This is a genomic window from Allobosea sp. LjRoot90, assembly GCF_964254315.1.
Lineage (GTDB): Bacteria > Pseudomonadota > Alphaproteobacteria > Rhizobiales > Beijerinckiaceae > Allobosea.
On the sequence record NZ_CAXUTF020000002.1, the window covers coordinates 746595 to 768567 of the forward strand.

Annotated in this window: 21 protein-coding genes; 2 read left to right on the forward strand and 19 right to left on the reverse strand. The window is 66.6% G+C overall.

Translation table 11 applies throughout. The features are described 5' to 3' along the window. Positions 1-5 precede the first annotated feature (5 nt). From ACSQ3M_RS10330 to ACSQ3M_RS10360, 7 genes are all read right to left on the reverse strand, one after another. Positions 6-701 (reverse strand): ABC transporter ATP-binding protein, encoded by a 696-nt coding sequence (locus tag ACSQ3M_RS10330; protein WP_436149971.1) that lies wholly within the window; start codon positions 699-701, stop codon positions 6-8. Beyond that, on the reverse strand, positions 695-1471 hold the full coding sequence (locus ACSQ3M_RS10335) for an ABC transporter ATP-binding protein (protein WP_436149972.1): 777 nt from the start codon (positions 1469-1471) through the stop codon (positions 695-697). The genes ACSQ3M_RS10330 and ACSQ3M_RS10335 overlap by 7 nt, the downstream gene beginning before the upstream one ends. Continuing rightward, entirely contained in the window at positions 1464-2435 is a 972-nt protein-coding gene (locus tag ACSQ3M_RS10340; RefSeq protein ID WP_436149973.1) for a branched-chain amino acid ABC transporter permease, read from the reverse strand. Before ACSQ3M_RS10340 ends, ACSQ3M_RS10335 begins: the two co-directional genes overlap by 8 nt. Before the next feature lie 8 nt (positions 2436-2443). Next, a complete protein-coding gene (locus tag ACSQ3M_RS10345) occupies positions 2444-3358 on the reverse strand; it encodes a branched-chain amino acid ABC transporter permease (protein ID WP_436149974.1) in 915 nt (304 codons plus the stop codon). A 62-nt stretch (positions 3359-3420) separates the two neighbouring features. Then, positions 3421-4611: an ABC transporter substrate-binding protein gene (locus ACSQ3M_RS10350; RefSeq protein ID WP_436149975.1), complete on the reverse strand. Its 1191-nt coding sequence runs from the start codon at positions 4609-4611 to the stop codon at positions 3421-3423. Positions 4612-4674: 63 nt separating this feature from the next. Beyond that, entirely contained in the window at positions 4675-5586 is a 912-nt protein-coding gene (locus tag ACSQ3M_RS10355; protein ID WP_436149976.1) for a fumarylacetoacetate hydrolase family protein, read from the reverse strand. A 12-nt stretch (positions 5587-5598) separates the two neighbouring features. Next, on the reverse strand, positions 5599-6723 hold the full coding sequence (locus ACSQ3M_RS10360; protein ID WP_436149977.1) for a cupin domain-containing protein: 1125 nt from the start codon (positions 6721-6723) through the stop codon (positions 5599-5601). A 127-nt stretch (positions 6724-6850) separates the two neighbouring features. Here ACSQ3M_RS10360 and ACSQ3M_RS10365 point away from each other — a divergent pair, with 127 nt between their 5' ends. Then, complete coding sequence (locus ACSQ3M_RS10365) at positions 6851-7588, forward strand: FCD domain-containing protein (protein ID WP_436149978.1); 738 nt, start codon at positions 6851-6853, stop codon at positions 7586-7588. Positions 7589-7758: 170 nt separating this feature from the next. Here ACSQ3M_RS10365 and ACSQ3M_RS10370 read toward each other — a convergent pair whose 3' ends face one another. The 5 genes from ACSQ3M_RS10370 to ACSQ3M_RS10390 form a co-directional block, all read right to left on the reverse strand. Continuing rightward, entirely contained in the window at positions 7759-8694 is a 936-nt protein-coding gene (locus tag ACSQ3M_RS10370) for an arginase family protein (protein ID WP_436149979.1), read from the reverse strand. 64 nt (positions 8695-8758) lie between these two features. Then, on the reverse strand, positions 8759-9877 hold the full coding sequence (locus tag ACSQ3M_RS10375; RefSeq protein ID WP_436149980.1) for an ABC transporter substrate-binding protein: 1119 nt from the start codon (positions 9875-9877) through the stop codon (positions 8759-8761). Positions 9878-9896: 19 nt separating this feature from the next. After that, positions 9897-10700 carry an ABC transporter permease gene (locus ACSQ3M_RS10380; RefSeq protein ID WP_436149981.1) on the reverse strand — a complete coding sequence of 268 codons (804 nt, stop codon included), beginning with the start codon at positions 10698-10700 and terminating at the stop codon, positions 9897-9899. Between the two features lie 2 nt (positions 10701-10702). Further along, entirely contained in the window at positions 10703-11554 is an 852-nt protein-coding gene (locus tag ACSQ3M_RS10385; RefSeq protein ID WP_436149982.1) for an ABC transporter permease, read from the reverse strand. Next, the gene (locus ACSQ3M_RS10390) at positions 11551-12645 is read right to left on the reverse strand and encodes an ABC transporter ATP-binding protein (RefSeq protein WP_436149983.1); all 1095 of its coding nucleotides are present in this window, start codon (positions 12643-12645) and stop codon (positions 11551-11553) included. Before ACSQ3M_RS10390 ends, ACSQ3M_RS10385 begins: the two co-directional genes overlap by 4 nt. Before the next feature lie 128 nt (positions 12646-12773). On the opposite strand from ACSQ3M_RS10390, the gene ACSQ3M_RS10395 reads away from it, so the two are divergent. Next, positions 12774-13682 carry a LysR substrate-binding domain-containing protein gene (locus ACSQ3M_RS10395; RefSeq protein WP_436149984.1) on the forward strand — a complete coding sequence of 303 codons (909 nt, stop codon included), beginning with the start codon at positions 12774-12776 and terminating at the stop codon, positions 13680-13682. 63 nt (positions 13683-13745) lie between these two features. On the opposite strand, the gene ACSQ3M_RS10400 is transcribed toward ACSQ3M_RS10395, so the two are convergent. The 7 genes from ACSQ3M_RS10400 to ACSQ3M_RS10430 form a co-directional block, all read right to left on the reverse strand. Continuing rightward, on the reverse strand, positions 13746-14387 hold the full coding sequence (locus tag ACSQ3M_RS10400; RefSeq protein WP_436149985.1) for an alpha/beta hydrolase family protein: 642 nt from the start codon (positions 14385-14387) through the stop codon (positions 13746-13748). A 169-nt stretch (positions 14388-14556) separates the two neighbouring features. Further along, on the reverse strand, positions 14557-15552 hold the full coding sequence (locus tag ACSQ3M_RS10405) for an ABC transporter ATP-binding protein (RefSeq protein ID WP_436149986.1): 996 nt from the start codon (positions 15550-15552) through the stop codon (positions 14557-14559). Further along, complete coding sequence (locus tag ACSQ3M_RS10410; RefSeq protein ID WP_436149987.1) at positions 15549-16589, reverse strand: ABC transporter ATP-binding protein; 1041 nt, start codon at positions 16587-16589, stop codon at positions 15549-15551. The genes ACSQ3M_RS10405 and ACSQ3M_RS10410 overlap by 4 nt, the downstream gene beginning before the upstream one ends. Positions 16590-16592: 3 nt before the next feature. Beyond that, positions 16593-17492 carry an ABC transporter permease gene (locus ACSQ3M_RS10415; protein WP_436149988.1) on the reverse strand — a complete coding sequence of 300 codons (900 nt, stop codon included), beginning with the start codon at positions 17490-17492 and terminating at the stop codon, positions 16593-16595. A gap of 1 nt (position 17493) precedes the next feature. After that, positions 17494-18447: an ABC transporter permease gene (locus ACSQ3M_RS10420; RefSeq protein WP_436149989.1), complete on the reverse strand. Its 954-nt coding sequence runs from the start codon at positions 18445-18447 to the stop codon at positions 17494-17496. Positions 18448-18484: 37 nt separating this feature from the next. Next, positions 18485-20083, reverse strand: coding sequence for an ABC transporter substrate-binding protein (locus ACSQ3M_RS10425; RefSeq protein WP_436149990.1), 1599 nt, complete (start codon positions 20081-20083; stop codon positions 18485-18487). 206 nt (positions 20084-20289) lie between these two features. Beyond that, positions 20290-21942 carry an ABC transporter substrate-binding protein gene (locus tag ACSQ3M_RS10430; protein WP_436149991.1) on the reverse strand — a complete coding sequence of 551 codons (1653 nt, stop codon included), beginning with the start codon at positions 21940-21942 and terminating at the stop codon, positions 20290-20292. Between the last annotated feature and the right edge of the window lie 31 nt (positions 21943-21973).

Consider the following 21973-nt stretch of genomic DNA (forward strand, 5'->3'; position numbering starts at 1 on the left):
TGTCCTCACAGACCGAGATAGCGACTGGCGAGATCGGGGTCGTCGTGGAGCGCGGCCGGCGTGCCGGCCCAGACGATCCGCCCCTTTTCGACGACGTGGTGGCGATCGACCAGGGACGCCATCTCCGCCAGGTTCTTGTCGACGACGACGATGGTCTGTCCGGCCTGCTTGAGCATCTGCAGGCAGCGCCAGATCTCGGCGCGGATCAGCGGCGCGAGCCCTTCGGTCGCCTCATCGAGAATGAGCAGGCGCGGATTGGTCATCAGCGCCCGGCCGACTGCCAGCATCTGCTGCTCGCCGCCCGACAACGTCCTCGCCGACTGGCGCCGCCTTTCGCCGAGGCGCGGGAACAGCTCGATAACGCGCGGCAAGGTCCAGTGCCCTCCGCTGCCGCCGCGCGCGGTGGCGATGAGGTTCTCCTCAACCGTGAGCGAGGGGAACACCCGCCGCCCTTCCGGCACGAGCCCGATGCCGAGCCGTGCGATGGCGTTCGGCGCCAGCCCGGCAAGCGGCCGGCCGTCGAAGGCGATCTCGCCGGCGGTGGGTCGCGTCAGCCCCATGATGGCGCGGATGGTGGTGGTCTTGCCCATGCCGTTGCGCCCGATGAGCGAGACGACCTCGCCGGCGCGGGCCTCGAAGGACAATCCGAACAGGACCCGGGCATGACCATAGCCGGCCGCGAGTTCGCGCACGCTCAGCATGCCGGCTCTCCCCCGAGATAGGCGGCACGGACGGCAGGATCGCTCCGCACCTCCGCCACCGTGCCGGTGAAGATGACGCGCCCGTAGACCAGCACGCTGACGCGGTCCGCCAGTGCGAACACGGCGGCCATGTCGTGCTCGACCAGAAGGATGGCGTAGCGCCGCTTCAGCCCGTCGAGCAGCCGGGTCATCGCCGCCGTTTCCTCCGGCCCGAGCCCGGCCATCGGCTCGTCGAGCAGGAGCAGCCTCGGCTCGCGTGCGAGCGCAACCGCGATCTCGAGCTGCCGGCGCTGGCCATGGGCGAGCGTCTCCGCCCGCCTGTCGGCGAGATCGCCGAGGCCGACTTCGGCCAGCCGCTCCCGCGCGCTGGCGATGGCGCCGGCATTGCCGCGCGGGTTCGAGACCATGTCGAACGAGCCGCCGCCGCGGGTCTCGATCGACAGCAGCACGTTCTCGATGGCGCTGAAATCCGGACAAAGCTGGGTGATCTGAAAGGTCCGCCCGAGCCCGAGCCGCGAGCGCAGATGCGGGCGCAGCCGCGTGACGTCGCGCCCGTCGAACAGGATGCGACCGGCATCCGGCTTCAATTCCCCGCATATCTGGGTGATCAGCGTCGACTTGCCGGCGCCGTTCGGACCGATCAGCGCGTGGAGCTCGCCGGCGCGAATGTCGAGCGTGACGTCATCGGTCGCGACCAGGGCTCCGAAGGCCTTGCGCAGGCCGTCGATCGCCAGGATCGGCGCCTGCTGCTGAGAGGACAATTCAGCCATTGCGCTCTCCGAACAGGCGCCCGGCGATACCGCGGCGACCGAACAGAGCGACCAGCGTCAGGATCGGGCCCATCACGATCATCCAGTGCTCGGTCCAGATCGAGAGGATCTGCTCGAGCGCGATGAAGACGGCGGCACCGGCGATCGGGCCGAGCAGCGTGCCGAGCCCGCCGAGCACGACGATGGCGATGAACTCGCCCGACTTGCTCCATGCGGCCATGTCGGGCGAGACGAAGCGGGCGTAATTGGCCCAGAGGACGCCGGCGAGGCCGGTCCCGATTGCGGAGATGACGAAGGCGGTGAGCCGGAACGGAAACGGATCGACGCCGAGGTTGATCGCGCGTCGCTCGCTCTGCCGCAGCGCCTGGAGAACCAGGCCGAAGCGGGAGTTCACCACCCTGGCGCAGAAGGCCGTCCAGCCGATCAGCAGCGCAACGCAGACATAGTAGAAGGTCGTCGGCCGCGAGAGGTCGATGAAAGGCAGCGTATTGCGCCGGTCGAGCAGCAGGCCGTCGTCGCCGCCATAGCTCTGCAGCGAGACCAGCACGAAGAAGACCATCTGCGCGAAGGCCAGCGTGATCATGATGAACTGGACGCCGCTGGTCTTCAGCGAGAGCGTCCCGACGATCGCGGCCAGAAGCGCGCAGGCCACCAGCGCCAATGGCCAGACGATCAGCGCCGCATTCGACCCCTGCCAGCCGAGGAGCGGTTCGCCCGCGCCGGTGTGGAAGGCGATGATGCCGACGGCGTAGCCGCCGAGCCCGAAGAACATGGCGTGGCCGAAGCTGACCAATGCGCCATAGCCCAGGATGAGGTCGAGGCTGACGGCGGCGATGGCGTAGATGGCGATGCGGTTGGCGAGGCCGAGCAGACCGGCCGAGCCGGTCAGCTGCGCGAGATAGGGGGCGGCCAGCAGGACGATAAGCCCGCTGGCGATGACGGCCAGGCGGAGACGGGAGGTCATCATCGCGCTCATCCCCTGGCCGGCAGCAGGCCGTTCGGCCGTACGAGGAGGACGATCGCCATCAGCACGTAGATGCTGGCCGAGACCAGCCCGGCGCCGAGCGTGTCGGCGGTCGAGGCCGGCAGCGACAATTGCAGCAGCTGCGGGATGTAGGCCCGCCCCAGGCTGTCGACCATGCCGACGAGCAGCGCCCCGACGAGCGCGCCGCGAACCGAGCCGACGCCGCCGACGACGATGACCACGAAGGTGGTGATCAGCACCCGCTCGCCCATGCCGATCTCAATGGCCAGGAGCGGCGCCGCCATGACGCCGGCGAGGCCGCACAGCGCGCCGCCCAGGCCGAAGACCAGCGTGTAGAGCCGGCGGATGTCGACGCCGAGCGCATCGACCATCTCGCGGTCGTCGGCGCCGGCCCGGATCAGCATGCCGACGCGGGTGTGGTTGACCAGCGCCCACAAGCCGATCGCGACCAGCGCCCCGGTCACGATGAAGGCGATGCGCATCAGCGGGTAGTCGAGGCCAGGAAGCAGCGGAACCGAGCCCTGCAAGAAAGCCGGGATGTCCATCAGCGGCGGACGGCGCCCGAAGATCAGGCTCACAGCTTCGTTGGTGAACAGGATCAGGCCAAGCGTCGCCAGCACCTGGTAGAGATGGTCGCGGCGATAAAGCCATTGCACCACCGCGACCTCGATAAGCACCGCGTAGAGCCCGGCACCGATCAGGGCGGCTGCGATGCCGACCAGGAAGGAGCCGGTCGAGAGGACGGCGAAAGCCGCGCTATAGGCGCCGACCATGTAGAAGGCGCCATGGGTGAGGTTGATCACACCCATGATGCCGAAGATCAGCGTCAATCCCGATGCCAGAAGGAACAGCATCGATCCGTATTGCAGGCCGTTGAGCGCCTGCTCAATAAAGAGGATCATCTCCACACACCCTTGTTGCGCGGTGAATCAGGGGTCAGATGTGTCGACGGGTTTCGCAGCGCTCAGTTGATCTTGCACTGGGCCGCATAGGCATCACCGTAGTCCTCGGCGATCTTGCGGATGATCGTCTGCACGATCTCGCCGGACGGGCGCTTCTCGAACTTCGTCAGGTAGTAGTCCTGGACCGGGTGCTGGTTGGGCCCGAAGGAGAACTTCCCGCGCACGGCGGTGAATTGCGCCGCCCGCAGCGCCTTGCGGAATTCGTCCTGCTTGCCGATGTCGCCGTTCACCGCCTTGAGGGCGCTGCCGATCAGGTTGGCCGTATCGTAGGCCTGCTGGGCATACATGGTCGGCGTTCTCGAATAGGCCTTGCGGAAGGCTTCCACGAACGCCTTGGAGGCAGGGGTGGTGGCCTCGGGCGTCCAGAGTGCGGAGGCGTAGATGCCGTCGGCGGCATCGCCGGTCGCGCCGACCATGTGCGCATCCATCGAGAAGGCGGGGATCAGCATGGGAATGGTCTTCGCCAGGCCGGCATTGGCATATTGCTTGGCGAAGTTGATGCCGGCGCCGCCGGGGTGGAACTGGTAGATCGCTTCCGGCGCGAGCGAGCGGACGCGCGCGAGCTCGACGGAGAAGTCGGTCTGGTCGAGCTTGGTGTAGATCTCGCCGGTGATCTCGCCCTTGAAGGTGCGCTTGAAGCCCTCCAGCGCATCGCGGCCGGCCTGATAGTTCGGCGCCAGCAGCGCGACGCGCTTGTAGCCGAGCCGGTTGGCGGCGAGCCCCGCCGCCTCGTGGAAGGCGTCGTTCTGGTAGGAGGCGACGAAATAGTTCCGGTGGCAGCGTTCGCCGGCGAAGGAAGAGGGGCCGGGATTGAGGCTGACATAATAGCCGCCCGATTCCAGCACGCCGGGAACCACGGCAGCGAGCACGTTCGAGAAGTTCACGCCGGTGAAGAGCTTGACGCCGGACTGGATCAGCCGGTCGGCGGCCTGCTTGGCGTTTGCCGGCTTCAGCGCGTCGTCCTCGATCGCAAGGTTGACGGGCACGCCGCCCAGCTTGCCGTCAGTCAAGGCGAGCTGGAAGCCGGCGCGGATGTCCTCGCCGATATAGCCGGCCGGGGTCGACAGCGTGGTGATGAAGCCGATCGTAACCGGGGCGCTGGCCTGGGCGAAGGCTGATTGCGTCATCGGCATCGCTGCCGCCGATGCGAGGCCGGCGACGATCATCCGGCGCGTGAATGCTGACCTGTTCATCGAATTCCCCTCGGTTTCGGCACGGCTGTCACCGCTGCCCTTTTGTCGTTTGATGCTTGGATGTCAGGCCGCCACGACGGGGTGGCGGATCTGCCCGATGCCGTCGACGCCGGCCTCGACGACATCTCCCGGCCAGAGCCATTCCTGCGGCGTCCGGCCCGCCCCGACCCCGTCCGGCGTGCCGGTGGCAATGATGTCGCCGGCCTCCAGCGTGATCGCCGCGCTGATATCCGCGATCAGAACCGGGATCTTGAACAGCATGTGGCGCGTGTTGGAGCGCTGCTTGGTCTCACCGTTGACGGTCAGCCAGAGATCGAGCGCGTGCGGCTCGGCGATCTCGTCTGCCGTCACGATGCAGGGGCCGAAGGGCGCGTAGGTGTCCTGGCCCTTCGAGTAGATCCACTGGCCAGCCCGGCGGTTGTCGCGGGCGCTGACGTCGATCATCACGCTGTAGCCGAAGACGAAGCCCATCGCCTCGGCTTCCGTGACGCGGCGCGCGGTCCGGCCCATGACCACCGCGAGCTCGACCTCCCAGTCCAGCTGCTGCGTGATCTTGCCGTTATGCTCGATCGCCTCGCCGGGGCCGATGACGCTGGTCGGCGGCTTAGAGAAGATCACGGGCTGCTTCGGCAGATCACTCGACGTGTCGAGCGTGCGGGCCGATTCCGCGACGTGCTCGACATAGTTGAGGCCGATGCCGAAAATGTTTTTCCGCGGCCGCGGGATCGGGGCCAGCAGCCTGACATTGACGAGCGGGAAGGCGGAATGGGCGGGCCAGCGCCCACGATGCTGGTCCAGCAGCGTGCTCAGCGACGCCTGCCCGGCCGGGCCGAGATCGATCAGGCCGAGCATCGTCGAAGGCAGGTCGAGACCGGCTCCGGCGCCGAGCGTGGCGACGTCGACGACGAGGTCACCCTCGATGACACCGAGCCGCGCGGCAGCATCGATCGCGCTGCGATAGGTTACAAGACGCATGATCGGCAGCCCTCAGAGTGCGAGCGGCTGGTGGCCGCCATGGTCGCCGAACGCTTCCTCGCGATAGAGGCCGAGCGAGTTCATCACCGGCATGTCGTTGAAGGCGAAGAGGCAGGCATCATCGCTGGCCGACGCGTTGGCGTGCTCGTGCCAGGCCCAGGACGGCACGCAGAAGATGTCGCGCTCCTGCCAATCGAAGCGCTTGCCGTCGATGACGGAGTGACCGCTGCCCTTGGCGACCTGGTAGATGAAGCTGCCGGTATGGCGATGCGCCTTGGTCTTTTCGCCCGGCCGCAGCATCTGCATCGAGGCGCCGATCGTCTGCATCACCGGGCCGCCGGTGACGGGATTGACGTAGTTCATCAGCACGCCGTCGAATGCCGAGCCGTCCGTCACCTTGGAAAAGCGCGTCAGCGCCTCGTAGGTCGGGGCCCATTCATACTTCAGCAGCGGCGAATAGGGCTTGCCCCAGTCATGGCCGGCCGGCCGCAAGCCGGGATTGCCCCAGGCCCCGGTCATGTCGTCGACCGGATAGCCGACCGCCTGGCGCAGGTCCGAATGGACCGCGTAGAAATTTGCTTCGAGCGTGTTGACCAGCGGGATGTCGAGACCATCCTGCCAGATGCAGGTCGAGCCATCCGACGAGACACCATGCTCGTGCCAGGTGCCGTTCGGCGTCAGCACGAAGTCGTTGGCTCCGAGCGTCATCTTGTGGCCGTCGACGATCGTGTAGGCGCCGGCGCCCTCCATGATGAAACGCAGCGCCGAGGCTGAATGTGCGTGGGCGGACGCGGTCTCGCCGGGGTGCATGACCTGCAGGCCCGAATAGAGCCAGCCCACGGCGGCGGAGACGTCCCGCCGGCCCGGATTGTTCAGATAGATCACGCGGCGGCCGGCTTTTTCCGGTGTCACCAGCTCGACCGAGCGCAGAACATGCTCGCGCAGGTCGCGGTAGCGCCAGAGCACGGGGACAGAGGCCGATTTGGGCGCCCAGGGCTCGATCTTGTTGGCCACGGTCCAGAGCGCGCCTGCTTCGAGCGCCTCCAGCTGCTCGTAATAGGCCAGCAGCTCTGGCGTGTCCTCGACGTTCGCCCGGCCGGCGACGTCCTCTCGGTGGTTCTGCTTCGGAGCTGACATGGCGACCTCCTCTCAAACTGTGGATTTTGGTTAGCATGCAGGATTTTCGAAAGAAAGATGTTTTTGCGTTAGTTTGGCATTCGTGTACGGTGGAGCTGTGAACTGGGAATGGGATCGGAACTTGCGCGTGAAGCGAAATGCGGCAGCTATGGCGGGCCATGAGGAAATGCCGTCGCCGGAGGCGTCGTTCACAGCGGCCGAAACTGCCTATCGGAAGCTGCGGAGCGACATCGTCGCGGGTGTCTTCGAACCCGGGCAGCCGCTGCGGCTCGAATTCCTGCGCCAGCGCTACGGGTTGAGCTTCTCGCCGCTACGCGAGGCTTTGAACCGCCTGCAGACCGAAAGGCTCGTCCTGGCGGCAGCGCTGCGCGGCTTTTCGGTCGCCCCAGTCTCGATCGAAGAGATGTGGGATGTGACGGAGACAAGAACGCTGATCGAATGCGAGGCTCTCAAGCGGTCCATCGCTCGCGGCGACGATGACTGGGAGGCCGGCATCGTTGCGGCCTTCCACGCCCTCGACCTGCAGGTGCGCCGGCACGTTCCGGTTGGCCGCGAGCTCAGCGTCGACGAGCTTTCAGCGCTCGAAATCCGCCATCAGGAGTTCCACAGGGCGCTCATTGCCCAGTGTGGCTCGCGCCGGCTGATCAACCTGTCCGACCAGCTCCATGTCGAGACTCAGCGCTATCGCCTGCCTGCCCTGGCAGGAAAGATGCCGACGGGCCCGCGCGACGTGGCGTTCGAGCATCGGCAGATCATGGACGCTACTCTCGCAAGGGAGTCCGACAAGGCCCAGGATCTTCTGGCTGCGCATTATCGCAGGACGGCTGAACTGATCGAGACGCAGATGTCGCCTCGATCCGGCTGACGCACTTCAAGACAAGCCGAAGCGCTGCCAAGCCCGTTCGCTATCGCGGCGGGCGTCCGCGAGTTCGCCTTGAATGCAATCGAGCAGGCAGCCGACCTCCACAGTTGGCGCGTTGCTCTTTTTTCAGGCTGCCGGAGCGTTGATGGGCAGACCCAGGGCCCCTTGGACGATCAGCCTTTGGAGGCTGATGCCGCTCCCGACTGGTGTTGCCTCGCGATGAGATTCAGAGCGTTCAAGGTCACCTGGGCGGCGAGCAGAGCCGACATGCCTCCCACGTCGTGGGGCGGGCTCACGGTGTTGATGTTGACCCCGACCAGGTTGAGGTCGGCACAGGCCTCCAGCACGGCGAGGCCCTCGCGCGAGGTCGCGCCGCCCCAAGTCGGCGTGCAGACACCCGGAGCGACCGAGGGGTCGAAGAAATCCATATCGTAGGAGAGATAGACGGGCCGGTCGCCGATGCAGGCCCGGATATCGGCGAAAACCGCGGCGATGCCCCGCTCGAGCAGCTCGCTCATCGGGATCACGTTGTAGCCGAGGCTGCGACCATATTCGCCCACGCCCGGCAGCATCGTCGTGCCGCGCATGCCGACCTGGTAGGAGCGCGTCGCATCGACGAGCCCTTCCTCCGCGGCGCGCCCGAAGGCCGTCGCCGTGTTGTATCCGTCGATCGGATAGGCATCGGTGTGGGCGTCGATATGGACCGTGACGAGATCGGGATAGACGCGGTGAAGGGCGCGCATCTCCGGCAGGGCAATGGCCCCATCGCCACCCAGCGTGACGGGGACCGCGCGCGTCTCGGCGATCGCTCCGACGGCCGCTTCGATCGCGGCATAGGAGGTGTCGAGGTCGCCGGGACTGACCTTGGCATCGCCGACATCGATGACGCCGAGCGCTTCGAGCGGGTTGATGCCGTTGGCGAAGTCGAAGGCGCGCAGCAGCAGCGACTGCTCGCGTATCGACGACGGCCCGAGACGCGAACCGACACGCTGGGGATGGGTGCCGCAGTCGAAGGGCAGCCCGAGGACCACCGCCCTGGCGTCGCCGATCTCGGTGCGGTGCGGAACGCCCATGAAGGTCTGGGCGAGTGAGAATGGGGCCGTCGTCATCGATCTGCCTGTGCGTTCGGGAGGCGAGGAACGAGCGGCTGCACGCCGCCCGTGGGTGTCGGGCTCAAGACGCGATGGCGTCCAGGTAGCGGGCGAGGATCGCGGCGTAGTGCTCGGCATACCATTCGTTGTCGACGGCGACCTGGCGCGCGAAGTTCTCGGGCGATCCGCAGTCCAGCGCTTTCATCTCGGCGGGGACCATTGCGGCGGCAGCCGGATTGACCGGCCCGTTGCCGACACGCTTGAACAGCTCCACCTGGCTCTTGGGGTCCTGCGCCGAGGCGACGAACTGCCAGGCGCGGGCCTTGGCCGGGTTGCCCTTCGGCACGATCCAGGCTCCGGGGAACAGGACGCCGCCCTCGAAGGTGAACTTGATGTGCTCGCCGACCTCCTTGGCGAGCAGCATCGAGCGCGTGTGCCAGATGTTGCCCATCACGACCTCCTGGTTGCGGAAGAGCTGCTGGCTTTCCGCACCGGTCGTCCAGAAGATGGTGTGCTGCTTGATCTCCTTGATCTTGGCCAGTGCCCGGTCGACATCGATCGGGTAGATCTTGTCGCGCGGAACGCCATCGGCCAGCAGCGCCGCCTCGAGCATGCCCTCGATGTTGTTGCGCAGCGTCCGCTTGCCGGGGAAGTCCTTGACGTTCCAGAAGTCCTTCCAGTCCTTCGGCGCCGGACCGCGCAGGGCTTTGGCGTCGTAGGTGAGCACGAAGGAGTAGAGATAGGCACCGACGCCCCAATCCGAGCGATGGGCCGGGCGCAGCTTGTCCTGCGCGACGATCGACCAGTCGACCTTTTCCAGCAGGTTCTGGCGGCCGAGCTCGATCGATGCCGGCACCGTGCGGTCGCAGACGTCCCAGGTCACGGCGCCGCTCTCGACCATCGCCTTGATCTTGCCCGAGCTCGGGCCCGAGCCATTGATGAGCGCCTTCGCTCCCGGATTGGCGGCATTGAACGGCTGCGCCCAGATCGCGTCATAGGCCGGCACGGCATCGCCGCCCCAGTTGACGATCACGATCTCGCTGGCGGCGGCATGCGCCGGCGTCAGGCGAAGCCCAGCTGGAATCGCGCCGAGCAGCGCCAGCGCCTGCAGGAAACGCCGGCGATGCACGCGCTTGCCCTCGGTCTGCTGGCGCAGGATCGCCAGGCAGTCGTCACGGAATTCCTGATGCTCATTGGTCATGGCGTGGTCCCCTCTGTTTTTAGGCTTTTGCAGGAGCGCTGCGCGCCGTCGCGATCGCGACGGCGACGAAGGTCAGGACAATCATCACCGTGCCGAGAGCGGCGATCGCCGGATCGATGTTGTCTGCCAGGCCCTCCCAGATGCGGCGCGGCAGGGTGGTGACGGCACGGCTGGTGACGAAAAGCGCGACGATGGTCTCGTCCCAGGAGGTGATGAAGGCGAAGGCAGCGCCGGCGACGATGCCGGCGCGGATCTGCGGCAGGATCACCCAGCCCATCGCCTGGCGCGCATTGGCCCCCAGGCTGCGCGCTGCCTGCTCGAGCCGCGGATCGACGTTCGCAAGCGTGCCGGCGACGGTGAGGACGACAAAGGGAAGCCCTTTCATCGCATGGATGAGGATCAGGCCGAGATAGGTGTCGAGCAGCCCGATTGTCGCCCAGGCCCGGTAGAAGGCGACCGCATGGACGATCGGCGGCACGATGATCGGCGCGAGCAGCAGCAGCCTCAGGCGCCTTGCGAGCGGCACGCCGAGGCGCCAGGCGCCGACCGCGAAGGCGACGCCGAGCACGGTTGCGAGAACTGTCGCACCAAGCCCGACGATGAGGCTGTCGGCGATGCTCTTCGACCAGCGGCCGTCGGTGACCAGGCTCTCGTAATGGCGCAGCGAGATCGCGCCCTTCGGCAGCGAGAGATAGCGTTCCGGCGTGAATGAGATCGGGATGATGACCAGGATCGGCAGCAGCAGGAAGGCCGCGGCCAGCCAGGCAACGATCCGCTTGAGCGACAGGCCTTGTCCGTTGGCCGTGGAGGCGGGAGGAGCCATGGCTATTTCCTCAGCGCCTGCTCGACGTCCATGAAGCGGCTGAGCCACATCACCAGCAGCAGCACGGTGCCGAGCAGGACGGTCGCCAGCATCGCCGCCAGCCCCCAGCGCAAGGTCTCGGAGATCTGCACGCTGATGAACTCGGCGACCATGATGATGCGGCCGCCGCCGAGGATCGCGGGCGTGATGTAGAAGCCGAGCGAGAAGATCATCACGATCACCCCCGCGCCGATCAGGCCCGGCAGGCTGAGGGGCAGGAAGATCCAGCGAAACGCCTGCGACGGCGTAGCGCCCAGCGCGCGCGCCGCCGGAACGAGCCGGTCGTCGATGCCGCGCAGGCTCGTATAGAGCGGCAGGATCGCATAGGGCAGCATGTAGTGGACCATGCCGACGATCACGCCGAACTCGTTGCGGACGAGGCTGAGCGGACTGTCGATCACCCCCGTCGACATCAGGAGCGAGTTGACGAGCCCGCGCGACTGCAGCAGCGCGACCCAGGCGAAGGCCCGGATAAGCGCGCTGATCCAGAAGCTCGCCACCACGATCCCGAGCAGGATCTGGCGCTCGCGTGGCCCGCACTGCAGCAGGGCATAGGCGACGACGTATCCGATGAGGAGCGCCAGGACGGTGGTGATCGCCCCGATCCGCACCGTCGTCCAGAGCACGCGCTGCACGGCGCCGTTGTTGACGAGCTCGGCGTAGTTCGCGACGCCGGGCCGCGGCACCGTGAAGCTGAGCACTAGCACGTTGAGAACCGGTGCGAGGTAGAACAGCGCCAGGAAGGCGCAAGGCGCGAGCAGCATCAGCCAGTAGAGCCGCTCGGTCCCGCTGGAGGTTGCGGCGGGCGCATTCACGGCGATGCCTCGCTCGGGCGCACGAGGATGGCCGCGTCCGGCGCCCAGGATGCAACGACCTCCTCGCCCTCGACGAACGGCCGCTGCCCGGCAGGAACTGTCGCAAGCAGCGGCTCGCCGCTCGCAAGCCTGAGCTCGACCTCGACGGAAGCGCCGAGATAGGTGATGTCGCTGACCCTGCCCCGGACCTGACAGGGCGATGCGCCGGCACCATTCGCCGGCGCTGCTAGCCTGATCTTCTCTGGCCTGAGCGCGGCGACAGCCGATGCACCAAATTGCGGGGCGACGCCATTCTCGGCGGCGGTCGAGGCGAAGCCCGGCATGTGAAGCTCGACCTGCCCCCGACTGGCCGACGCAATCCTGCCGCGCAGGAAGTTGCTCTTGCCGAGGAAGCCCGCGACGAATTCGGTGGCGGGCCGTTCATAGAGCTCCGATGGCGGAGCGATCTGGAGGATGCGGCCGCGATCAAGGATGACGATGCGGTCCGACATCGTCAGCGCTTCCTCCTGATCATGCGTGACGTAGATGAAGGTCGTGCCGACCTCGCGGTGGATCGACTTGAACTCGGTCTGGAACTCCTTGCGCAGAGCCCGGTCGAGTGCGCTCAACGGCTCGTCCAGGAGCAGAAGCTCGGGCGAGAAGACGAGGGAGCGTGCCAGGGCGACGCGCTGCTGCTGACCGCCCGAGAGCTGGCGCGGATAGCGATGGGCGAAGGCCTGCAGCTTTGCCATGTCGAGCGCCGCCAGAATTTTCGACCGCGCGGCTTCTCCCGTGATGCCCCGCGCCCGCAGCGGAAAGGCGACGTTGTCGAAGACGGTCAGGTGCGGGAACAGCGCATAGCCCTGGAACACGACGCCGAAGTTCCGCCGCTCCGGTGGCAGTGCGGTCACATCGCGACCGTCGAGCAGGATGCGCCCGCGACTCGGATCGACGAAGCCGGCAATGCTCATCAGGATCGTCGTCTTGCCGGAGCCGGAGGGGCCCAGCAGCGTGATGAATTCTCCGGCGCCGATCGTCAGATCGGTTGGCTGAAGCGCGACAAAATCGCCATAGCGCTTCTCGACCTTGTCGAGGACGAGAGTGTCTTTCACCGATGCGGTCCCATTCCCCTCGCCCTTCAGGCTTGGTGGTCATGGTCGTGCTTTTGAGGGCTGCGTCAAAAACGAAATGGCTTAAAAGGTATAACTCTGCATTATAACTTGAGCAGAAGGGCGGGGTATTGGACACGCGACATCTGGAGGCCTTCCGCGCGGTGATCGAGACCGGCTCCATGACCGCGGCGGCAGTGGTGCTGGCGAAATCGCAGCCGGCGGTCAGCAATCTGATTACGCGGCTGGAGGACGAACTCGGGGTCGCGCTGTTTGAGCGGAAGAAGGGCAAGCTCCAGGTCACGCCTGAAGCGATGCTGTTCTACGAAGAGGCGCGCCGGACGCTCGGCGTGCTCGAACGCACGCGCCAGGTCGCGCGCGATCTGAAGAGCTTGCGATCGGGGACGCTGTCGCTCGCGAGCCAACCTGGCCTCGCCACTTATGTCCTGCCGCCGATCATTGCCCGGCTGCTGAAGCGCTGGCCCGACGGCACGGTGCGCTTCATCACGCGATCCTCGCCCACCGTCCGCGATCTCGGTCGCATCGAGGCGTTCGACATCGGCTTCGCCGAGCTGCCGATTGAAAGCCCGGCCTCCGTCATCGACACGATCGAGGTGCCCTGTGTCTGCATGCTGCCGGCGGACCATCCTCTTGCGGCGGAGGCCGTGATCACGCCGCGTCATCTCGACGACGTTCCCTTCATCTCGCTCTATGCCGACCATTTTCTGCACGAGGCGATCGAGCGCGCCTTCGCCGAGCAGGGGGCAAGGCTGCGCATGGCCGTCCATGTCGAATTCTTCGGGACGGCCTGCGCGCTCGCCATGGAGAATGTCGGCGTGACGGTCGTCGACGTGATCACCAGCCTGCACTTCCGCAAGGTCGGTCTGGTCGCACGACCCTTCGAGCCGAGACTCGACTATCGCTATGCGATGTTCCAGCCGGCCCCGCGCCCGCTATCGCGGATCGCCCGCGAATTCGTCGATGCCTTCCGGGATCAGAACGCCCGGCTCATTCGCGCCAACAACCCTTATCTCGGCTGAAATCGCCGCCTGCGGCCGAAACGAGCCGTAGAGACAAGCGCCTGACGAACGCGCTGATCGTGTTCAGCCGCCCGGGCTCGTCACGCGCTCAGCCCAGGTCGAAACTGTCTCGGCCATGGTCTTGAGATGGTCGGCCGTCGAAAAGCCCGAGATGCTTTTTCGGGGCTTCAGATCGTGATCGCCGTCCTCGAGCCATAAAAGCTCGATGAGCGGTGAAAGCTTGTAGGCTGACACGTCCTCCCGGGTGCCGAACTCGTCCCGCGTTCCCTGGACGATGAGGGTCGGCGTCTTCAGGTCGGCAAGGTGACCCGTTCGTGTCTGCTCCGGCTTGCCAGGGGGGTGAAAGGGATAGCCAAGGCATAGAAGACCGTGGATCCGGCCCGCAGCGAGGAGCTCGTCGGCAACCATGCTCGCCACGCGGCCACCCATCGACTTGCCGCCGATGATGAGGGGGCCCTTGGTGTCGAGCGCGTCGACGGCCGCGAGATATTCCGGATTCAGCTTTTCGGCGCGCGGAGGGGGCACGCGGCTCGCGCCCGTCCGCCTGCCCGCCATATAGCCGAACTCGAAGCGTGCGACGCGAAAGCCGGCCTCGCCCAGAGCCTTGGCGGCCGCTGTCATGGATGACGAGTCCATTGGGGCTCCGGCTCCGTGAGCCAGCAGAATGGTAATCCTGGCGTCGCCCGGACCATCGAAAAGAAACATCACGCTTTCCTGCTCTCGGGCCGAAGCCCTCCGCCTCATTCTGCAATCGGCGCGAGATGCTAGCGCAGTAGTCCCTCCGCTTTGAAGGCTTTCCGCAGCCGCTCAGGCCGGAAGACCGAGAGGCATGGCCAAGGGTGTTCGGATTGATGATGAGCTTGGAGAGCCGATGTCAGGCCGGCGCGAGCGCGGCTTCGACCCTGGTGCAGCGCACGATCCGGCCTTCGCCCAGCATGATCGCCGGCGGTAAGCCCGTGCGGCAGCGATCCTCGACATGCTTGCAGCGCGGCGCGAAGGAGCAGGAGTTCGGCGGCTCGTTCAGCGCCGGCGGCGCGCCGGGGATGGCCTCCAACCGCTCGCCCTTCTTCGCGCCGTGCAAATTGGCGGCGAGCAGGCCGCGCGTATAGGGATGCTGCGGGTCGCTGATCAGCTCGCGCACCGTGCCGGTCTCGACGATCTGGCCGGCATACATCACCGCGAGCCGGTCCGAGACTTCGACGGCGACACCGATATCGTGGGTGACGAAGATCACGCCCATGCCGAGATCGCGCTGGAGCTGGCGCAGCAGCAACAAGATCTGGATCTGTACGGTGGCGTCGAGCGCCGTCGTCGGCTCGTCGGCGAGCAGGAGCTTGGGCCGCGCCGCCAATGCCAGCGCGATCATGGCGCGCTGGCGCATGCCGCCCGACATCTCGTGCGGATAGGCCTTCAGTCGGCGCTCCGGCGAGGGGATGCGCACCAGTTGCAGCAGTTCGAGCGCGCGCTGCATCGCAGCCTTCCGGCTGGTCTTCTCGTGGCGGACGATGGCCTCGGCGATCTGCTCGCCGACGGTGTAGACCGGATCGAGCGCCAGCATCGGATCCTGGAAGATCATCGAGGTGACGCGGCCGCGATAATCGGCGAGATCCTGCGGCCCCAGCGCCAGCACATCCCGGCCGTCGACCATGACCGTGCCGCCGATATCGGTGCGGCTCTCGGGTAAAAGCCTGAGCAGCGTCTTCAGCGTCACGCTCTTGCCGGAGCCGGACTCACCGAGGATGCCGAGCACCTTGCCGGGCTCCAGCGTCAGCGAGACGCCGTTGACGGCATGGACATTCTGCGCGCCACGGAAGCGCACGGTGACGTTCTCCATCGCGACGAGCGGTGTGCTGGTCGAAGCCGGGTTCATGCGGCATCCTCCAGCGCGGGTGCGCGACTATGGCCGGAGCCTGCGATCTCCATATGGCAGGCGGCGAGCCTCGCTCCGGCGCCGGTCCGGGTCAGCGCCGGCTTCACCTTGGCGCAAACGGTCTGCGCCTGCGGGCAGCGCGGGTGGAAGCGGCAGCCCTCGGGCGGGTTGATCGGGTTCGGCGGATCGCCGGCGAGCGGGGCTTCCATCGTCCGGTTGTCCGGGTCCATCGACGGCATCGCCGAGAGCAGCGCCCGCGTATAGGGATGGCGCGGATCGTCGTAGAGCTCCTCGACCGGGCCGATCTCCACGACCTCGCCGAGATACATCACCATGACGCGGTCGCTGATGAAGCGGACGACGTTGAGGTCGTGCGAGATGAAGATGTAGGTCAGCCCGAACTCCTCGCGCAGGTCCATCAGCAGGTTGAGCACCTGCGCCTCGACCGATTTGTCGAGCGCCGAGACCGCCTCGTCGAGGATCACCAGCCGAGGCCCGAGCGCCAGCGCGCGGGCGATGTTGACGCGCTGGCGCTGGCCGCCCGAGAGTTCGTGCGGATAGCGCGCCGCGAAACGGGCCGGATCGAGCCCGACGCGGGCGAGCAGGTCGCGGGCGCGCAGGATCGCCCCGGATTTCGGGACACCGTGCACGGTGGGACCGAAAGCGACCGAGTCCTCGATGGTCAGCCGTGGATTGAGCGAGGCGTAGCTGTCCTGGAAGACCATCTGCGCCTGGCGGCGGTATTCCTTCAGCGACAGCGCCGCGCTGCCGACGGCTTCGCCGTCGAACAGCATCTCGCCCTTGTCCTGCAGGATGAGCTGCATGACGACGCGCGCCGTGGTCGACTTGCCGCAACCGGATTCGCCGACGACACCGAGCGTCTCGCCCTTCATCACCGTGAAATCGACGCCGTCGACCGCGCGCACCACCGCGCCGCGCCCGAGCGGGAAATGCTTGGTCAGCGTCCGCGCCTCGAGCAGCGGGGTGCCGGCGCCGCCGCGGTCGAGCCCGTCTTCGACATGGAGCGAGAGCGACATGGGTCAGCCTTTCACGTCCATGGCCGAGCGCAGCCCGTCCGAGAGCAGGTTGAACGAGATCGAGGTGATGAAGATCGCGACGCCCGGCAGCGCGGCGACCCAGGGCTGGACATAGATCGCGGTGCGCAGCGTGTTCAGCATCAGGCCCCATTCCGGCGTTGGCGGCTTGGTGCCGAGGCCGAGGAAGGAGAGGCCCGAGGCCAGGATCATCGAGACCGAGATCAGGCTGGTGGCGTAAACGAAGATCGGCCCGAGCACATTGCCGAGGACATGCACGCGGATGATCGTGCCGGAGCCGGCACCGCTGGCCCGCGCCGCCTCGACATAGTCCATCGAGCGCACCTGCGTCGTCACGCTCTCGGCGATGCGCGCGATCGGCGGGATGAAGACGATGGTCAGCGAGAGCAGCGAGTTGAAGACACCGGCGCCGAGCGCGCCGGAGAGCGCGATCGCCAGCAGCACCGAGGGGAAGGCGTAGAAGATGTCGACGGTGCGCATCGTGATCGTGTTGAATTTGCCGCCGAAAAAGCCGGCGGCGACCCCGATCAGCGAGCCGAAGCCGAAGGCGATGAAGACCGGCACCACGCCCATGAACAGCGACAGCCTCGCGCCGTGGATCAGGCGCGAGAGCATGTCGCGGCCGAGCTCGTCGGCGCCGAGCGGATAGCCCGGCGTGCCGATCGGGCGCAGGCGCCGCAGCATCGACGAGCGGGTCGGGTCGGCCGGGGCGATATAGTCGGCGAAGACCGCCATCAGGATGATCAGCAGCACGACGATGCCGGCGCCGACCGCGACCTTGTCCTTCCGGAAGCGCCTGAAGACACCGGACCAGTAGCCGGGAGAGCGCGCTGGCTGGGGCAATGTCGCTGTCGGCACTGCGGCCGGGGAGGTCACCGCGCTCATCTCAACGCCTCCTCACGCGGGGATCGAGCAGGCCCTGCACGATGTCGACGAGGACGTTGAGGCCGACGAAGAACATGGCGAGGACGAGGATCGTGCCCTGCAGCAGCGGCAGGTCGCGCTGGAAGATGGCGTTGCCGAGCAAGAAGCCGGTCCCCGGCCAGGAGAACACCGTCTCGATCAGGATCGATCCCCCCAGCAGGTAGCCGAGCTGAAGGCCCATCACCGCGAGTGCGGTCGGCGCGGCGTTCTTCACGACATGGCGGAAGACGCCGAAATCCATCAGGCCCTTGGCCCGCAGCGCCGGCACGAATTCCTGGTTCAGGATGTCGGCGACCAGCGCGCGGACCGTGCGCGAAATGATGCCCATCGGGATCACCGACATGGTGACCGCCGGCAGGATCATGTGGCTGACATGCTCCCAGTCCCATTTCCAGGCGGCCGAGCCGCCAGGGCCGGCGCCGCCGGGCGGCAGCCAGCCGAGCTGCACCGAGAACACGATCACCAGCACCATGCCGAGCCAGTAATGCGGGACGGACACGCCGAGCACGGCGAGCATGGAAGCGAACTTGTCGAGGAAGGAGCCGCGGAAATAGCCGGCGACGAAGCCGAAGAAGCAGCCGAGCACGAAGCCGATCACGGTGGCGAGGCAGGCGATCAGCAAGGTGTTGCCGACGGCGCGCCAGACCTCGGCGGCGACCGGACGGCCGCTCGCGATCGAGGTGCCGAGATCGCCCTGCACCGCCTTCCAGAGCCAGAGCCCGAACTGCACCGGCAGCGGCCGGTCGAAGCCGTAGAGCTTCCTGATCTCCTCCTGCATCTGCTGCGAGGCGTCCGGCGGCAGCACCGAGGTCAGCGGGTCGCCCGGCGCGATATGCACGAGCAGGAAGCAGAAAAGGCTGACGCCGAGCGCAACCGGCAACACATAGAGGATACGCTTGGCAAGATAGATCAGCATGGCCGGCTCCGCGTCATTCGGTGCTCACTTGCGGCCCTCACTTGTCCATCGAGATCGGCGAAAAATCCTGGAACCAGTTCTGCGCCTGGACGAAGCCCTTGACTTTCGGAGACAGCGCGCGCGGGTTGACGTCGTGGGTCACCATCAGGAAGAGCGCGTCGTCGACGTATTTTTCATGCGTCTTCTGCAGGATCTTCGTCTGCTCGGCCGGATCGAAGGTGGTGCGGATCTGGTCGAAGAGCTTGTCCATCTCGGGGTCGCAATAGATGCCCCAATTGGTGCCCGCCGGCGGCTTCAGATCGCATTGCAGGTGGCGGATGAAGCCGGTGAACGGGTCCTGGATGAAATAGGTGTAGTTCATCCCCGTCGCCTTGCGCGATGAATCGTGGTTCGCGCCGGCCCGCCAGATGTTGATCAGCGTGTTCCACTCGACCACCTCGAAATCGACCTTGATGCCGACCTCGGCGAGGTTCTGCTGGACGAATTCGTTCATCGGCAGCGGCTGCATCTGGCCCGAGCCCGAGGGTGAGATCAGGATCCGGGTCTGGAGCGGCTTGGCCGGGGAGTAGCCGGCCTCGGCGAGCAGCTTCTTCGCCGCCGCCGGATCGTATTTCAGCTTGAAGCTCGGCTTGCCGAACCATTGATGGCCGGGTGGATAGAAGCCTTCGGCCGGGATCATCATGCCGCCGAGCAGTTCCTTCAGCCCGTCGCGGTCGATGGCGAGATTGGCCGCCTTGCGCACGCGGATGTCGTTCCAGGGCGAGCCCTCGACCCGCGAGAGATGCCAGGTCCAGTTGTGCGGATAGGCGTTGGTGACGATCCTGTAGCCGGCACCTTTCAGCGACTCGACGAGATCGGGCGCCGGCGCCTCGATCCAGTCGACCTGGCCGGAGCGCAGCGCCGCGGCGCGCGCATTCGGCTCCGGCAACGGCAGCAGCACGAGCTTGTCGAGCTTGGGCACCCGCGCCTTGTCCCAATAGTCCTTGAACGGCGAGAGCTCGGCCCGCTCGCGCGGCTGGAAGGCGGTCAGCTGCCAGGGGCCGGTGCCGGACGGCGTCTTGGCGAAGGCCTCCCAGTTCTTGCCGAGCTTCTCCCACTGCGCCGGCGACGACATCATGACCCAGGCGAGCTGGTAGGGCAGCGTTGCGTCGGGCGATTTCGTGGTGATCTCGACCTTGTACTTGTCGATCACCTTGTAGGCGGCGACCGCCGGAATGCGCGAGCGCCCCTGCGCCGCCTGGCGCTGGTCGAATTGCGGGCTATCGTTCTTGAGCAGCTTGTCGAGATTCCAGACCACCGCCTCGGCGGTGAACTCGGAGCCGTCATGGAACTTCACGCCCTCGCGCAAGGTGAAGGTCCATTTCGTCTTGTCGCTCGCATCGACCGCCCAGGCGGTGGCGAGGCCGGGCTTGAGGTCGGAGGGCTTGTCGGCGCTGGAGAGGTCCCAGTTGATCAGCGCGTCATAGACCGTATAGCCCATGAACCGCATGCCTTCGCCGCCCTGGTCGGCCTGGCCGGTGGTCAGCGGAATGTCCGAAGCGGTCATGCCGATGCGCAGCGTTCCTTGGGCGAGCGCCTGCTGAGCGAAGAGTGTGACGCCGGCGGCGAGCGAGAGGGCCAGGGTTGTGCGGACCATCGGGGACCTTTGATCTGGAAGGGTTCTGAACCGGCTCAGCAAGGGCCGTGCCATGTTCACGGCCGAAAGGACGCCTGCGCCTCGCCGTCATGCCCGCCCTCGTGGCGAGCATCCACGTCTTGGACACGGTGCTCAACCGGCGAGGCGAAGACGTGGATGGTCGGGGCAAGCCCGACCATGACGGAGAGGTCAGGCCTACGGCCTCGTCACTCCATCGACATCGGCGCGAGGTCGATGAACCAGCTCTTCGGCTGGACCACGCCCCTGACCTTGGCGCTCATCGCGCGCGGGCCGACATCGTGCGCCACCCAGACGAAGGGCGCCTCCTCGACGATCCGGGCGTGGAGCTTGGCGAGTGCCGCATCGCGCGCCGTGCCGTCGAAGGAGGTGCGGGCGTCGGCGATCAGCTTGTCGAACTCGTCATTGCCGAAATAGCCCCAGTTGTTCGAGACCGGCGGGAAGGTCTTGGTCGAGACAAAGCGGACCATGGCGAAGAACGGGTCCATCGCCGCATAGGTGACGTTGGTCGCGTTGGCGCCGCGGGCATTGGCGTGCTTGGCGCCCTCGCGCCAGTTGGTGAAGACGGCGTTCCATTCGCCGACCTCGAGCGCGACGTCGAAATAGCAGTCCTTCAGCGCCTGCTGCATGAACTCGTTCATCGGCAGCGGCTGCATCTGGCCCGAGCCCGAGGCCGAGGTCAGAACCTTGACCTTCGCCGGCTTGGCGGCCGAGAAGCCGGCTTCGGTCATCAGCTTCTTGGCGGCATCGAGATCGTATTTGATCTCGAATTTCGGATTGCCCCACCAGGGATGGCCGGGCGGCACCGTGCCCTTCGGCACCTCCATCAGCCCGCCGAGCAAGGTCTTCAGCTCGTCGCGGTTGATGCAGAGATTGGCGGCGTGGCGCACCTTCTTGTCGAGCCAGACCGAGCCCTCGGCGAAGGAGAGCTGCCAGGGCCAGACATGCGGCTGGGCGTTGGTATAGATCGAAAAGCCGCGCTGCTTGATCTGCGGCACGGCGTCCGGCGCCGGCGCCTCGATCCAGTCGACCTGGCCCGAGAGCAGGGCGGCAGTCCGCGCGTTCGCTTCCGGCAGGGGTAGAAGCACGACGCGGTCGACCTTCGGCGCCCGCTTTTGATCCCAATAGGCCTTGTTGGCGACCATCTCGAAGCGTTCGCGTGGGACGAGCCGCACGCCCTTGAACGGGCCGGTGCCCGACGGATCGGCCGAGAAGGCGGCCCAGGCCTGCTTCGAACGTTCGGCGGCGTCGGCCACCGAGGCCGGCACGGCGGCGAGCTTGGCGGCCCAGTGCGTGGGCGAAGCCATGTAGAGATTGGTCAGGTTGATCGGCAGGAAGGCGTCGGGCTCGGAGGTGGTGAGCTCGACGGTCAGCGGGTCGACGACCTTTGCCGCCTTGAGGGTCGGCATGCGCGAGACGGTGACGCCGATCTGGTCCGGGGCGAACTGCGCCGCCTCTTTGTTGAGCACCTTGTCGACATTCCAGACGACGGCGGCGGCATCGAAGGCCGAGCCGTCCTGGAATTTGACGCCCGGCCGGAGCTTGAAGACCCATTTCGTCTTGTCGCTGGCGTCGACCGCCCACTCGGTCGCGAGACCGGGAATGACGACGCTCGCCTTCTCGGCCGAGGACAGGTCCCAGTTGGTCAGCCCGTCATACATCGGGATGCCGGTGAAGCGGTTGCCTTCAAACCCCTGGTCGGGCTGACCATGGGTGCGCGGGATATCCGCGGCGGTCATGCCGATGCGCAGCACTTTCTCCTGTGCCAGCGCGGTGGTGACCAACGCGGTCGAGAATCCGAACGCCAGCACTGCGGCGCGCGTGATGAACCTGGACGACATGACGATGCTCCCCTCGAGGCCCGGCGTTGGT